This is a genomic window from Nostoc sp. CHAB 5836 (genome assembly GCF_020829445.1).
Taxonomy (GTDB): Bacteria; Cyanobacteriota; Cyanobacteriia; order Cyanobacteriales; family Nostocaceae; genus Nostoc.
This window is the reverse complement of record NZ_JAIVFV010000068.1, coordinates 18,002-33,530: the sequence shown is the minus strand read 5'-3', so window position 1 is coordinate 33,530 and position 15,529 is coordinate 18,002. Positions and strand designations below refer to the sequence as shown.

General features: G+C 38.8%; 13 protein-coding genes and 1 pseudogene. 8 read left to right on the top strand and 6 right to left on the bottom strand.

Annotated features, from left to right (window positions below):
• Positions 1-66 precede the first annotated feature (66 nt).
• The gene (locus LC605_RS15630; protein ID WP_229548439.1) at positions 67-255 is read left to right on the top strand and encodes a hypothetical protein; all 189 of its coding nucleotides are present in this window, start codon (positions 67-69) and stop codon (positions 253-255) included.
• A 40-nt stretch (positions 256-295) separates the two neighbouring features.
• Positions 296-481, top strand: a pseudogene (locus LC605_RS15625) (ATP-binding protein); the annotation flags it as partial.
• 84 nt (positions 482-565) lie between these two features.
• Here the strand turns inward: LC605_RS15625 and LC605_RS15620 are convergent.
• Positions 566-757, bottom strand: coding sequence for a hypothetical protein (locus LC605_RS15620; protein ID WP_229548438.1), 192 nt, complete (start codon positions 755-757; stop codon positions 566-568).
• Between the two features lie 58 nt (positions 758-815).
• Between LC605_RS15620 and LC605_RS15615 the strand changes: the two genes are divergently transcribed.
• Together LC605_RS15615 and LC605_RS15610 are read left to right on the top strand one after the other, a co-directional pair.
• Positions 816-956, top strand: coding sequence for a hypothetical protein (locus tag LC605_RS15615; RefSeq protein WP_229548437.1), 141 nt, complete (start codon positions 816-818; stop codon positions 954-956).
• Between the two features lie 483 nt (positions 957-1,439).
• Positions 1,440-2,489: a cyanophycinase gene (locus LC605_RS15610; protein ID WP_229548436.1), complete on the top strand. Its 1,050-nt coding sequence runs from the start codon at positions 1,440-1,442 to the stop codon at positions 2,487-2,489.
• A gap of 225 nt (positions 2,490-2,714) precedes the next feature.
• On the opposite strand, the gene LC605_RS15605 is transcribed toward LC605_RS15610, so the two are convergent.
• Together LC605_RS15605 and LC605_RS15600 are read right to left on the bottom strand one after the other, a co-directional pair.
• On the bottom strand, positions 2,715-3,731 hold the full coding sequence (locus LC605_RS15605) for a M4 family metallopeptidase (protein WP_229548435.1): 1,017 nt from the start codon (positions 3,729-3,731) through the stop codon (positions 2,715-2,717).
• Between the two features lie 35 nt (positions 3,732-3,766).
• A complete protein-coding gene (locus LC605_RS15600) occupies positions 3,767-4,531 on the bottom strand; it encodes a hypothetical protein (protein WP_229548434.1) in 765 nt (254 codons plus the stop codon).
• Positions 4,532-5,129: 598 nt separating this feature from the next.
• Between LC605_RS15600 and LC605_RS15595 the strand changes: the two genes are divergently transcribed.
• Together LC605_RS15595 and LC605_RS15590 are read left to right on the top strand one after the other, a co-directional pair.
• A complete protein-coding gene (locus LC605_RS15595; RefSeq protein WP_229548433.1) occupies positions 5,130-8,357 on the top strand; it encodes a hypothetical protein in 3,228 nt (1,075 codons plus the stop codon).
• A 155-nt stretch (positions 8,358-8,512) separates the two neighbouring features.
• On the top strand, positions 8,513-8,725 hold the full coding sequence (locus LC605_RS15590; protein ID WP_229548432.1) for a hypothetical protein: 213 nt from the start codon (positions 8,513-8,515) through the stop codon (positions 8,723-8,725).
• 234 nt (positions 8,726-8,959) lie between these two features.
• Here the strand turns inward: LC605_RS15590 and LC605_RS15585 are convergent, their stop codons facing one another.
• Positions 8,960-9,220 (bottom strand): hypothetical protein, encoded by a 261-nt coding sequence (locus LC605_RS15585; RefSeq protein WP_229548431.1) that lies wholly within the window; start codon positions 9,218-9,220, stop codon positions 8,960-8,962.
• A 533-nt stretch (positions 9,221-9,753) separates the two neighbouring features.
• On the opposite strand from LC605_RS15585, the gene LC605_RS15580 reads away from it, so the two are divergent.
• A complete protein-coding gene (locus LC605_RS15580; RefSeq protein ID WP_229548430.1) occupies positions 9,754-11,739 on the top strand; it encodes a tetratricopeptide repeat protein in 1,986 nt (661 codons plus the stop codon).
• A 95-nt stretch (positions 11,740-11,834) separates the two neighbouring features.
• Here LC605_RS15580 and LC605_RS15575 read toward each other — a convergent pair whose 3' ends face one another.
• Both LC605_RS15575 and LC605_RS15570 read right to left on the bottom strand, forming a co-directional pair.
• Positions 11,835-12,596 (bottom strand): hypothetical protein, encoded by a 762-nt coding sequence (locus tag LC605_RS15575; protein ID WP_229548429.1) that lies wholly within the window; start codon positions 12,594-12,596, stop codon positions 11,835-11,837.
• A 129-nt stretch (positions 12,597-12,725) separates the two neighbouring features.
• Positions 12,726-14,258, bottom strand: a complete 1,533-nt coding sequence (locus LC605_RS15570; protein ID WP_229548442.1) for a DUF1565 domain-containing protein — start codon at positions 14,256-14,258, stop codon at positions 12,726-12,728.
• 373 nt (positions 14,259-14,631) lie between these two features.
• On the opposite strand from LC605_RS15570, the gene LC605_RS15565 reads away from it, so the two are divergent.
• Complete coding sequence (locus LC605_RS15565; protein ID WP_229548441.1) at positions 14,632-15,522, top strand: hypothetical protein; 891 nt, start codon at positions 14,632-14,634, stop codon at positions 15,520-15,522.
• Positions 15,523-15,529 lie beyond the last annotated feature (7 nt).

The window sequence follows — 15,529 nt, the reverse complement described above, 5'->3', positions numbered from 1 at the left end:
TAACGTATTGCTCGCAGTATAAAGGTTCTGACAGTCCCATCTCCCTCAGAAGCTAAAGGTTTATGTATGGAGATTTTGCCAGTTTTTGCCAAAATTTTTCTAGGCTCTTATTTTGGCAAAGGTATTATATGTGGGCAAATATTTGATGATGAGTTAGACCTTGCTTACGCCGTGATTGATGGCGTTAAAGCTAGAGGAGAAAAAGGCAAATACAGTACAAAACGTATTAAATTTGACTCTAACCGCTCTGGTTAATTTTTCGTTACATAGTTATAAATTTTCCCGCCCACCTACTTATACAATCCCTCTAGTGTTGATTTTTTCCAATGCTTTAGGAAGGTTAACAAATCGTTTTGGCGTAGACCCCAAGGTTTTACCAATGGTTCCTGTACAACTACAAGATGGCCCGCAATTCTTACAGGGAATCACACTACTGCAAAAAATGGTGATGGCGAGGGCTTTTCCTGGTGTCAGTTGGGACTGAAGTTTAAACTAAACTATGCAAAACGACCCAGCAGGGCTGAGTTAATCAGAGACTTAGCGAAATTATAAATAATCTTTAGTATTAAACCGCAACTGATCGCTCTTTACGTGGTGGTGTTACGACTTTTTTAACAATCGGACATCGGTTTTTACGGTGACGCTTTTTTCCTGCTTCCCAACCAGGGGACTTTCCGCGAGGTTTGGGTGGTTGGGCAGGAGTACCAATCACCGCAAAAACTCCACCCATAGCTTGAGCGACTCGTCCAGGAGTCAAATTATCGAGTGACTTCTGCCAAGGTAAAGGATTAAATGAAGATAATTCAACTATACGTATGGGTAAGGCTCCTGCAAATCTCTCAATTATGCGAGCGATCGCTCTTAATATACTCCGTCGAAATGGTTATGCTTCCATCACAATTGCCCAAAGATTTCTCTCTCATGACATTGACAAACTCCTTGCTCTTGTGGGATGAATCAGCCCTGCCTTCTAGGGGAGAGGCTTTGAGTTCTCCCCCTTCCCTACAAGGGTTGGGGGCTGGGGGGTTAGGTTTCGTGTTAGCTTTTCCACATGACCTGAATTGTCAGAGTCGATTTTGGATTTCATCTGGCTGGAATTAAACGCCACAAGCAATGTGAAGATTTTTGCAAAGTAGCGCCGAGAATTAATGATTACTCTGCGCTACTTTGCGTTAAAAAACAGTACAAGCCCTGTACGCTGGAAAATTTACCCTATCTAGTGCCACAGTTAAGCTAGTGCGCCTCTAAATTGCACATTTTTCGTTAAGACCGTCATTTGTCATGGAGCATGAGGCATGAGGCATGGGTCATTGGTTATTCACAAATGACAAATGACAAATGACTAACGACTAATGACAAAGGATGAATTTTACGAATAAATAAGCAATTAAAATGCGTCTTAGCCTAGCGATAATTGCAGTTTGCTCCAGAAGCTTAGTATGACAAAGGCATTCCCAAGCATAGCAAGGCGCTTGAAAAATATAGGAATCAAGTTGTTAAAGATGGGAACCTTCCTAATAACCCGTTTTATTGCAAGCTGGAAACGCTACTTCCTGGGTGATACTGTTGATGTTCGCCCTTCCCCCTCTCCCCCCCCTGATGTCCGTCCTTCCTTGGCGGGCCCAGTCCTTAGCTTAGGTGGCGGGGGCCCCGATGTCGATGATGCTATCCAGTGGATGATTAACCAAGTTCGGGGAAGTGCCAACTCCAGCACTAAAGTTAATGTTGTAGTCCTCCGCACTAATGGTAATCACGATTACAATCGGCTAATTTATGCCATGAAAGGCGTAAACTCTGTGGAAACTCTTCTGATTAACAATAGACAGGAGGCAAACAAAGCTGAGATTTATGAAAAAGTCAGAAACGCTGATGTGATTTTCTTTGCTGGCGGCGACCAATGTCAATACATCCGCAACTGGAAAGATACTAAGCTTGAGGCTGCTGTTAAGTCAGTTTACCTTAAAGGAGGTGGTATTGGTGGCACCAGTGCGGGCGCAATGATCCAAAGTGATTGTGTGTATGATGCTTGCGCTTCTTCCGAAAAAGGCATTGAAACTAGAGACGCACTCGAAGATCCCTACCGAGACATTACTTTTACTTACAACTTTTTCAATTGGAGTAATTTGAAGGGAACTATCGTAGATACACACTTCGACAGGCGGCAAAGAATGGGTCGAATTATGACTTTTATTGCCCGTCAAATTAAGGACGGTGTATCTAGCAGTGTTTTAGGCATAGCAGTTAGTGAAAGTACATCGGTTCTTGTGGATAAAAATGGTTTGGTAAAAGTTATGGGTAGGGGTGCGGTATACTTTGTACTTGGCAATCATATGCCGGAAGTATGCGAACCCCGAACGCCTTTGACCTTTTCCAGTTACAAAATTTGGAAAGTTCGCAGTGGCGACACCTTTAATCTTAAAAACCGACCAACCTCTGGGTACTATCTTAGGAGTGTTAAAAGGGGACGAATTGATTCAAATCCTTATTGAGTAGGGAGTGGGAGACAAGGAAAATAACCTTAATCCCCTCCCCGTAAAGGACTGACAACAAATAAATTACCCAATCTTGTGGGGTGGGCAACGTGAGCGCTCATGTTGCCCACCCCACAATCAGTAGTTGAGCTACAACTGAGCAGAATCGCTGCGCGGTATTGGCATTAAAAATGCGCTATAAAATCGAGAGAGTATTCTTGTGTTCTTCCCCCACTAATGCGCTTAAATCACAATTCCTACACTGTCGAAAGCTGTGGCGATCGCTCCCAGCTTTTTCTGCTTCTCATTAGGAGGATTTCCACGAAATAGAGTTTTTGCAATATTCTCAATAGCTAAACGGCTATCAGTGAAACCAGATTTTGGACCGAGCTTTTTTAAGGCTTGATAGAACAAGACTGCTACGGTGCTAGCATCGAATAGATATTCGTTTGTTTCGTTATTCTGAGAAATTAGTAATTTATAAGCAGCGTGGTTATGTATACTACAGTTATGATGAACTCCACCATGATCTTTATCGTATGACAAGTGGAGAAAATTATCCATGTGTGCTGGATGATTTATCTGTTGTGGCTGACCATTAATGATGAATTTGGAATTACATTTGTCAGGTTGCTGCAAATTCCTGAAGGCGTAACCTTGGTTGCTAAAACCATTTCCTATTTCCCATTTCCAAGTTCCAATTTCATGATTGCGAAAGTTGGCAATCAAAATGCCGAAAATATCAGCATAGGATTCATCAAGCGCTCCTGATTCACCCATATAATCGAGTTTAGTAGTCCAACTTGTCAAGGCGTGAGTAAATTCATGAGCAACTATATCTTGTGAAACAGCAAAACAAAGAAATTGATTATTGACTTGGCATTGCCCAAAAAATGCTTGTTGATAATCAGAAGACCACCAAGCATCCATATTTTGATTTTGGTTTGATTGGTCTTCAATACATTGAATACTAGAGATGTAGTGCGCCGTAGTTTCGTGTGATGGGATATACTCTAGCACCTCCCTGAAAAATACAGCTACATCACAAGCGTTAGCATACGCACTAATACTTTGGGGTTGCCAGGGTGGAGGGTTAACTATGTTTCTACCAGGAAGAGCTTCTGTCCCATAATCATTAATGTAATAGGTACATACTTTGAGATCTGTATCTTCAAAATACGAAGTTGGTTCTGAGTTGGTGACCTCTTCATAACAAAGGGTACGCTCTTGATCAAAATAATCCCGAATTGTTACCTGCATCTGCACCAAACCCCTGCACCTTTATCCTAAAGCTATTATCGGATAGTCTTCACACGAGGGAGCTTGGACACTAATTCTCCCGTATGAGCATCAATTACATAGTCTACCATTTCTTGTATCGACTCAAACATTTGGGGATCGTTAGTTTTATCAATTTGATTTTCGACTAAGTATACTAGCCGCCATTGTCCGTCTTGAGGCTTGTTTTCTTTATCTTGAGACTGTGTGGAGTCAAAGTAATAGTAAAGAGTGGATTTTAAAACCGAATTTTTCAAGTCCCACTTGGTCATTTTCTGAATTAAGTCTTTAAGTTCATTAGACTTAATCTTGGGGTTCTCATCAATATCAATAGGAATGCCAATGGCTGAGTTGATTGCAAGTAATTCGTTCTCCTCGTCAATTTCGACATTCACCTGAGCACCATATACAGGAATATCTTTATATTTCTGGTGGAATTTGATTGTATGTGTATTAGCTAGCTTCCAAGTTTCAATAGCTACACTTTCCAACTGAGTCTCGTGAGTTGACACTTTAGATGACAAAGAATCAGACTGAACAAAACCTCGTCGAGACTCAGCTTCCCATCCCAATACAGCTATTAATAACCAGTGCGCTACTTCCTTAAACTTATGTACCAAATCATCTGTGACTCCAGCTTTTCCAGATTCTTTAACTTTTCCAGACTTTCTAGCTATTTCAGCCTCTTTGGCTATCTTGGATACATTGGCTTTTTTTAACGCTTGAGCAAGCCGATGATATTTAATGCCTGCGTCTTCGGAATGAAAAGTCAAGATACTCATACCATTCCTCTGGGTAAAACTAGGATTGTGGTTATTTGATAAAGGGTTATGCACTAGAGTGTTTAACTTTATTGTTAACTACTAACTAAGACAGCATATAAAAATAAGTTATACAAATTTGATTTTGAACGGTTTAGCCAAATGTAGCTTTCACATGAAAATTGTTCAGGTCATTTTTACACAAGCCGTGATAGCGTTTAGGTCAAAAATACAAAATGTACAAACAACTTACGCAATTGTATATAATTGATATATATTATATCTTACGATATAATATATAACTACAAAATGTTTGTCAATATATATACAAAATGTACGATTTGATTACTGAAAAAAGTAACCCATCAGATAACTAAAATCTATTGCAACAAAGCTGTAAAACTTGGTAGCACTAATGACATTAGCCTAATACGTATTATACAAGCTGATGTATTTCATTTTAAAAAACTCCCTAATGTAGCTTGCTATTAACCCAATAATTACTAAAAAATATGTACAACATGTACAAATATAGCTACATTCAGATATATTGACTGTACAATTTGTACAAAAAAATAATCTGGTTAGAAACAGACTATACAGAACCAAGGCTTAAAGTATGCACAAGCAGAATAATCACTCTGAAAGTGAGAAAAGCTCACCTAACTCTGAATCATTGGAAAGTAAATATTCTTTAAGTTGTGAGCATCGTCGTTCTGGCGATCCATATAGAGCAACATCAGTGTATAAATACTTACTTAATTACTTGACGGATCTAGGGATAAACGAAAAGGAGGATATTGTTAAACCTAATGAAAGTAGTATTGCTAATCAATGGGGTCAGAAAAATAATCGGATTTTTATTAGACGTGTTTTACGCTCAGTACTTCCTGAATACTATAGTGAAAAAGAAAGAATCTCTGTAGTTCCAGGACTAACTCTGGGAAAGTTGGTAGAAATTTTAGAGGGAATTCAAGAATACCGGGCTGCAAAAAGATTAGAAACACCAAAGTCCAAAATCTTACGAATCTTAACTAGAGGAGAAAAATTAAGGGTATTTCGTATCTTTTATCAATTAACTTTGGAAGAGAAGGAAGTATTAAAGCTTCCCATACATCCGGGTGAAGCTATATTACAAGAATTTTTATCAACTGTTACAGATCCTAGTAAAGGTTTAAAAACGGAAGATACTATACTTTTCTACAAAAAAATAACCGATATTTTTTATAATTCATTCAATAAATTAGAGTCTAAAAATAGATTAAATATAACTCTTTCAACTACAGATATTATTCAGAATAACATTGAAATTATCCTAGCAGAATTTTATCAAGGAATAGATGCAGAGTTAAAATCACAAAAAATTAAAGAGCTTGTCAGTAAAGTTTGCGATCAAATCAGTCGGATTGAATTGCAATCTGGTTTGAGACAATATAAATCTATGTTTAAAAATGAAATTTTTACTGATGACGTACAACATAAGACTAGTCTAATACCTCATAATTTTATAGAGCATTTAACTCGCTGTATTGTAGAAAATAAAGCACTAAGTGACGATTTCCCTATTCATTTAAAACATTTTGAAATTGAGAAAATACATCCATTACCGCTTTATCTTAAAACCAAAGAGCAGAAGTTTGGTTTACTCAATCCATTGTTGTTGGAAGATGAAGAAGATGAGGAAGATGTTGTAGGTTTTAAAAATCAATTTGCCTACAAAATAAAAGTACATTTTTATATAAAGATTCCAGATAATTATCAACCTTGGATTCCAGAAAAAGCTCATCAAATTCGTTCTTTTAATCAAAATGAAAATAAATTAGAATTTTTTGAGGAAATTTCTGGTATTGGCAGTCCTATCCATAATATTGTTGCGGCAATCAATAGAGTCTTATTTTGGGATATTCCTAGCTTAAGTAGCTATTTACCGTTAGCTCGTGACATTTTAAACAATAACGAATTTTTTGGTAGTTCCAGTCTCGTTTGGTCTTATAGCTTGATTAACCTCTGCAATAAATCTGATATTGAAAAAGCAATTCAGCAAAATAAAACCTATGATGAAATAATTTCTAATAACGAAGTAATTTACGGTGAGTACTGCGGGTTTGATACTGTAGAAATAGCTGCGAAAGCTGCACTACAAGCTAGATTAAGAGCAATTCAACAAACTGGAATAAATCCTGTAACTTATATGACTGAGCTATGCCATCGTGTTGAAGAAATAGATGCTCTACGGCTAGCGGAAGGTTATGTAAATTTTTATCCGTTTTCTTTGAAAGCAATGGAAGGTTATCTAAATAAAACACTTTTTTGCAATCGTTATCGTGTCGTAGACAACAATTTAAATTTTATAGAAGTAGATGATGGTAAGGCATGGAGTACAGTTGCTTATGATGCTCATTTAAATATAACTGATTTTTATCTCAAAGAAGGTCTTTACCGGATTGCTAAAAAATATTTGGATGTTTTAAAACCCCACATTATAGAAGCAGAAAAAGGCAATAATAAATGTTTTAGCGATTTCATATTTGTTAAGTATGAGCTTTGCCTGTTTCGATATAATTATTTGGCAGATTTAGAAGATATAGAAAGTCGTCAAGCACATTCAGATCGTGGTATCGCTATTCGGGCAGCTACAGATAGTTTAAATAATGCTGAAGAATATCTAAAAAATATTTTGAGAAAATACTACATTGTTGATGCATGTGGTCAAAGTAATTTTCATCCATTCTTCTATCTTTTATCAAGAGTATACGCACACAGAGCGAAACTTTACATCTTTACATCTTCTTATACTGACCATCCTAGCAATAGATGGGATGCTTTAATACAACCAATTCATTTGTTAGAGAAAGCACGAATTTATGCAGCTAGAGATGCTAATCCAGCACTTTATGCTTATTGGTCTGCCTATCAAAGTTGGTGCTATTTAATGGTGGCATATTTGGGAGACTATAAACCATCATACACAGGATTTAGCAGAGAAGAGTGTATAGATTGGTCTAAGCGATTGATAGAACATGCATTAATTTGCTACGAAAGAATTGGCAAAATATGCTATCAACAAATTAAAGATAATGGAGGCAGAATAACTGAAGTGAAAAAAGATGGTAAATATTATGATCATTATGGAGATATGCAAATACAGGTCGTGCCTCTTATCCAAGAATTAAGTGAGGGAAGCGATGAATCTGAACAGATTTATGAACCTGAAAATAATGTTATAAATTTTGATTTCTCTATCTTCAAGAAGATTTGTACAAAAGAGCATAAATCAGTTTATTTATTTGGCACACATTCAAGTATTTTACTTTTTGGGATGGGGATGCTGGAACTTTGCGATGATGAAAAAAAAGAAAGCGAAAAAGTAATAAAAATTCAAAAAGCTATTAGAATGTTTACATATTGTTCAGCAATTGCTGAAGATGGAAATAAAGAGAAGAAAGATAATGATGGAAAATTTTACTTAGAAAGAATCTTTAGTCCAGGAGATTCTCTAGTCAGAGGTCTGTATCCACATCGTTTAACACAGTTTGCAGATTTAGGAAAAATTTGGGCAGCTACCTGTAAATCAATTCTGCTTCTTTATAATTCAACATTCGATTGGCAAGATATCGATAAGTTACTGGAGAACTTACCAACTAGCTATAGCAAATCAGTGTTAGAGGATAACTGTGGGCAAAAGCGTTACAACGGGCACTTAGAAAGTCATTGCGATCGCCTTATTCAGTATTTTGAGCAACTTAAATGTAAAAAACTTAATCTGACTAACTTAACTGAGATTCGCAACAAGATTGTAAAGGATATTTTCAAGATTATGCGCGGTGAGAGTGATGTGAAACCATAGTTGTTTTAATTTAGCTTTTTCAAGTATTCAAGGGGACGCAATCCAAAGCAGGTGGAAGGAATCATCGCAGCTGGGGAATTTCGCCTCAATCAGCAGGAACTACATGAGATTGGCACTTTCCTGCGCGAGAATCCATAATAAACGATTTTCTCTAAATGCTTAACTCAACTGTATTGCAATTAGTGGCGGGTTTGAATCTCCCACTAATTGATTCTAAATTCCGAATCAATCAGCAACCCCAAAAAGTTTTTTCACTTTGTCGCTACGCCGATAATATCAGGGCAAATGCATCTTGTCAACAAGAACCTCTCAGTGTCAATAAAGTCCATAATAATCGCATTAATGGCCGCTTATTGACAAAATTTTAAGCGATCGCCCTAATCCCTGAAAAATCAATCATAAATTCTTGTTCTCCCGTTGATACATTAATTAATATTTATGTCTAGAATGAAATAGCCCTGTCCTTCAGGTGGGGCGATACGTTCAATAAATAAGAAGCATCCACCTGGAGCAAAAGAGCATTCCGCAATCAGGAACGCTCTATTTTGATAAATTATGTTAAGATAATATGAATTTAAATTGAAAATTGCTAGTTGCTAAAATCAGGCATGGAGATTTGCTTGTTCCTGCAACCAAGGATCTACAGGTTGTCCATCTTTGCGGCGTAATTCAATTTCCACTACCATCACTTCTTTAGAACCAGGAGGCGCAGGTTTTTTATGGAACATAATCTCATAATCTTCTGGATTATGTTTGCGTTCTTTCAACCATTCCTGCACCTTGGTTGTGGCAAAAAATGATTGCCCTTGCTCAAACATTCGGGTAATCTGTAATTGCAGTGTATAAGGATTTATGCGACCCATTTTTACCGCCTTTGTTAAGTTAATTTTAGGACAAGTAATCTGCTTACCCTAGATAATCTAATGTTAGTGCCAAGTACCTACACGTGACTAAATAATTACTAATTCGTAATTCGTAATTCGTAATTAAGAGGGTACAGCGCAAGCACCAAAATCTCCATTGGTAAGTAACTCGGTGCAAATAATCATCACTGGTTTGCTTTAGCGCTAAAGCGCAACTACGAGCCAAATACAGAGATTTTACTTTTCGTTACATAGTTTAGTTTTTTTTCGCCGACTTACTTATAAGCAAGTTTGTAGTTAGGACTCTAATCTTCTTTTCTAAGCACTAAAGTCCTTACTACAAACATTTATGTCAAAAACTTGACTGCACTGTCCACTGAATTTGTACGTATAGTCAGGGGTGAGGGAACGCATTAGTTAAGGATTGTTCAGCATTTCCCACTGCCTCTACAACATTTAACTACTTAATTCTGTTATAGATTGGAGAGAGGCACGCCGCTTCAAAAACTGACCAACAGACTGAGACGGTTGTTATGAAGAGCAAAAATCAAGCTGTTTTCGCTTTAATTGTAAAAAGCACTGTTGTATTTTTACCGTTACTGTTATGCGTTGGAATTGCCAGTGGACAATCTGCACCATTACCCAAACCAGCATTAACTCCTACTCCGGTGTTATCGAATCAGGAACGGGAAGAATTAGCGCGACTACGAGCCGAAAAGCGAATTCAACAGCAAGTCCAATCTGATTTTAATAGCGCTTTTAGCCGTACAACTATATTACTAAATGTCTGGCTGGTTATATTAAGTCTATTTCCAGTTGCAATCATTGCTTTATTTTGGCTCCTGCGACGGGTGGTAATCCGTGAAATTGTTGATAGAGCAATGCAACAATTAGAGAGAATAGAGAAATTACAAAATCAGCTAACCACCGTTAAGCAAGAGGCTGAAAGTCTGATTCAAGAAGCTAAAATAATAAATTCTAAATTAGAACAGGAAACGACTAGTTTACAACAAAAAATTAAAAATCAACAAGAAGAAAATGTATCAATTCTGACATCTGAGCTAGATTTAGCTAAAGCACAAGTATTAAGTAAATTAGAAACGGAACTAAACAAATCTCAAAAAAATATAGAAAAGTTCGAGTCAAATTTTGCTTCTAGGCTATCTAAGTTAGAGTTTGATGCTCAACAAAAAAGGGATATAGCACTGGAGAATCTAGGGAAATTAGCATCTGTCATGGCAGAGGAACTGTCTAATCTAAAGTTAGGTGTGCAACAACAGCAAGAATTAGCCGTTGTTGATTTAGAAATGTCAAGATCTGAGTTCACATCTCAACTTTCTAGATGGCAGTCTGATGCTCAAAAGCAAAAGGATATAGCTCTTGAAAGTTTAACAAAATTGCAGTCAGAATTTGCTGAAGAATTATCAGAATTACAGGGATATTCTCAAGAACAAAAAGATAAACTTGTTGACAGTTTAGCAGCATTGCAGTCAGAATTTGCTAATCAACTATGGGAATTACAAGTAGATGCTCAAAAGTGCAAAGAGTTAATTATTGATAATTTAGAAAAATCTGGTTCTGAGTTTACTTTGCAATTCTCAGAATTACAATGGAATACTCAACAACAAAAAATGCTCATTTTGGAGAAATTAGAAAGATTAGAAGCTGAGTTTGTCTCTCAACTCTCTGAGTTACAATTGGATGCCCAAGAAAAAAAGGATCTCATCCTTCAAGAACTAACTGAAATTACACCTGAATCTATCTTAGAGGTGGTGAAATCTGAAGTTGAGGAAGAAATACAACAACAGCCACAACAACCCGAATTAACTGCTGATGAGTACTTAAAACAGGCAGATGGGCTGTTTTCCCAAAGGCGCTATGAAGATGCGATCGCAGCCTACAACCAAGCAGTTAAAATCCAACCTGATCAACCTGTGGCTTGGTTAAAACATGGTCTAACTCTCGGAAGGTTGAAACGCTACAAAGATGCGATCGCATCCTATGATCGAGCTATTCAGATTCAGCCAGATTATCATCAAGCTTGGTGCGATCGCGGCGTTGCTTTTGGGAACTTACAACAGCATCAGCAAGCCTTTGCCTCATTTGATCAAGCTACACAAATCAAGCCTGATGATGCAGTTGCTTGGTTAAATCGCGGTCTTTCCCTACTAGCATTAGAACAATATGAAGAGGCAATTGTGTCCCTGGATAAAGCGGTGGAATTCCAACCAAATTCTCCCAAAAACTGGGATAAACGCGGTTATACTTTGGTAAGATTGGGACGCGATGATGAAGCGATCGCTAGTTTTAACAAAGCCTTAGAAATTAAGCCAGATTATGCCAGTGCCCATTACAACAAAGCAGCTTGTTACGCACTGCAAAGACAAATTGACCGATCTCTGCTAACTCTACAACAGGCAATTGAACTTAATCCCAGGTATAAAGAAGACGCAGCAACTGATCTCGATTTTGATGAGATTGCTGATGATCAGCGCTTTAAGCAGTTGGTTGCAGAGTAAAAACATTAGACATCTCCGAAAAAGAATGTAGAGACGTAGCAGTGCTACGTCTCTACAAGGGTTCTGGGTAACGCATATTTAATTTCACCAGATGTCTATTCATTACTCCCCCCGGTTCGATTCTGTTCCCCAGACATCGCTTTGAGTTTAGATGTAAAAGACTCAGAGTAATCGCTTTTTTCTGGAGTAAATTGCCCGATTGGGGCATGAATAGGAGCTGGTGGGAGCAGTTTGGGCTGTCGTTGATGATTACTTGGTGATGGGGAAGGCGGTAGACTTTCTGGTGAGGTTTGCCTTTGGCTGACAGCAGACGATAGCTGAAGGGTTCTTGAAGAGGCAAATTTCCCAGAAAGCGGAGACTTTAAGACAGTTTTATGGTCTCTATCTTCCTGCTTCTTTTCTTCTTCACTTAAAGATAGCTTTGGTTCGGAACTTTTCAGTTGTAGAGTTGCAGTATTGCTGTGTTGATAGTCGTTGCGAATTTTAGCTGGTGGTAATTGAGGACTCGTGACTTTCTCTACAGTGGGGTTTTTCTTAACTGACGGTAGAGATGGTGCAGCCAATGAGGTTAAGCTTTGGGGAAATTTGCTACAAATCATCCGTTCAAATTCCATGTTGAAATGATATGTAGCCTGATCCCGGCGCTGCCAAAATACTAAGATTTGCTGCACGGAAACCGCTTTGTAACGACCTTGATATAGTGCCTCAATCACTGCCAGGTGTAGCCAATTCAGAGGGTATTGCGTTTGCCAACGCTCAACTAGCTCATTGGCATTATACCCACTGAGATCGAAACTATAGTTAATTAATAAGGCGATCGCCAAGTTGGCAGAGGTGTCCGGAAGTGTTGTTAACATGGGGCTATTAGCTTTATAGCTTTAGATCAAGATTTGTCACCCACCGCATAGGAGCCTAACGTGCTTTTAACTACATGGTTTTTTCCCAAGAGTTACCAAGCCGATAGGCAGTGTTCCCTATCTTACCTGTCAAGTTCTGGAATGCAACCCTACATAGGTTGATTTAATCGCAGGTGTTCGCCCAGTAGCAACTAATGCCTGATAAACCATCGCTGCTACTTCGGCGCGTGTTGCCAAATGTGAAGGTGCAAGCACTTTCGGATCTGGATAGTTGACAACTATACCACGTTGTGTAGCTGTGGCAACGGCTTTTCGGGCATAGTCGGGAATGGTATGACGATCGCTATATACTTCTAAAACATTGCCATCAACAGCTGGTAGCCCCAGCCCATTTACTAGAGAGACAATCACCTGTAGCCGTTGGACATTTTGATCGGGGCGGAAAGTGCGATCGCTAAATCCGCCAACAAAGCCACTGCTAGCGGCGATTTGAATAGCGCTATAGGCCCAAAAATCCTTGGGTACATCCGTAAAATCAGCTGCTGGGATTTTGGGAAATGGGTTGAAGGCGATCGCCACTAAAGTTGCATACTGGGCGCGAGTCATGGGTTTATCTGGCTGGTAGCTACTGTCGGCAAAACCATGAGTTAAATCCAGGCTGATTAATGCCTGAATAAATGGTTCTGCCCAATGTCCATCTAGTTCAGAAGACGCGGGGAGTTTTTGAGATGGGGATTCTATTGAGTTGTCCGAGAAACTAGTGCTAACTGCTACTCCATTAGCTGGGAGCAATTCGACCAAGCCCTTGACTAGAGAAGGATTTAATTGATTACCTACGGAAAGCAGCTTTTGTGTAGTGGCGTTGTATAAATCAAATTCATTATGATCACGAAAAATATTATCACCGGGATCTTTAGTATTACCTAAATCGGGGACTGCATGGCCATGGACTAATAAACCACCTTGGGTATTTTTCGCAATCAGATTTTGACGTAGGACAGGTTGGGCGTTGCGAGAAAGTGCGATCGCCGTGCGATTTTCTGATAATTTGTTATTGGCGATCGCCGGAGCGGCAAAGTCACTAATTGCTATGCCTAAAGGGTTTCTTTGAAATACATTCTCTACTACTTTTCCTTGGCTATGACCTGCCATTACTAACCCGCTTGCAGTATTTTGCACAAATATGTTATTTATAATTGAGGGTTTGGCAGTACCAGTGGTAAACACACCTTCCCGTCCACAGTCACTGAAAGTATTGTTAGCTAAAGTAGGTGCAGCCGATTCAATCCAGATACCAGTACCTTTGACTGAGGGATTGGTGACAGTTACACCCAAAAGACAGGCATTATCTACTAAAAGCAGCGTGATATTTTGCATCCCAAAGCTAGGACTTTGATACTCCCCACTCCCGGAAATTACAATCCCTCCACCTTTGTTCGCTTCGTTACCCACCACTGTCGCTCCTCTACGGATGATCAGTGGGAATACCTCACCACTAGCAGTGCTGTAAATCCCCGATTCCAGATGAATTATCGTAGGTATTTTGGTTACTTTTAAGGCACGGGTGAGGCTTTGAAACGGACTCAACCGTGAACCAGTATTGCAATCATTCCCTGTCATAGGGTTGATATAGAGTGTGACAACGAGGGTAGAGTTCACCATTAATAGTTGAGAGTTAAGTATGTTAATTATGATTGTCATAATTAACACTACTTGTAGCAAATTTTTTTAAAATAGTATGTTTGTGTATAGAAAATATATCCACGTTACTTTTCCTTGCAAGTCGATAATCTGTAGACACAATTGATAGACTCTGACTAACGAACCGCCAAGACGCCTTTGCGCAGCGTCTCGTTAGAGAAGGACACAGAGAGAAGAAAGAAATGCTTAACCCAAGGGTATTGTATTATCAGCTTGGCGTTCCAAGTTCCGAACCAGTGTGTGTTCTCTAGAACAGTGTGCAGAGTTGTTTGGCAAGTTAGTGCAAAGCGATCGCTTCGCTATACTCAATTGTGGTGTTCGTCTGGTAGAGTTTATGGCAAAACCAATTCGTATTCTTTTGCAAACTACGATTCCTACGACTGAAGATGACTGGAGCATTTTTCGTTTCTCGATGTTACAAGAATACTTAGCATCGATTCAAAACGAAGCAGGAAACAGCCGATTTGAAGTTACAGGACGCGATTACCAATCAAATGTAGTCGATGGTGATCCAGTTTTAAGTAGTCTCGACAAATCAGATTTTGATGAACTTTGGCTATTTGGCTTAGAGGTAGATAAGGGTTTAACCGAAAAAGACATTGCCGGAATTAATGCTTTTCGGCAACGCGGCGGCGGGATTTTGACAACACGAGATCATCAGGATATGGGCTGTTCGATGTGTGGTTTACTTGATATTGGTGATATCCACTATTTCAACACTAAAAATCCCGATCCCGATGAATCTCGCTGGAGCCGAGATGACTCATACACAACTTATATCTCCTGGCCCAACTATCATTCTGGAGCTAACGGTGATTATCAAAAAATTACCATTGTTGAACCCATTCACGAACTTTTAAAAAATCCCAATTCCCCTTCGGGAACTATCGATTTTTTCCCAACACATCCCCATGAAGGTGGAATTGGCGTACCCTTGGACAATGCAAACGCACGAGTAATTGCTTTGGGTAAAAGTTTAGTTACAGGTCGTAACTTCAATCTGGTTGTAGCGATCGAGCATCATCAAGATGAACAGGGAAATATACTAGGACGAGCAGTAGCTAACTCCAGCTTCCATCATTTAGTAGATTACAACTGGGATATTAATAAAGGCTGTCCCACTTTTGTAGATGAGCCGCCAGGAGATGGAATGAAAAAACAGCCCCGTGCCTTAGAAGATATCAAAACCTATGTGCGTAACGTCGCTTTTTGGCTAGCAAATTGATTAAGTA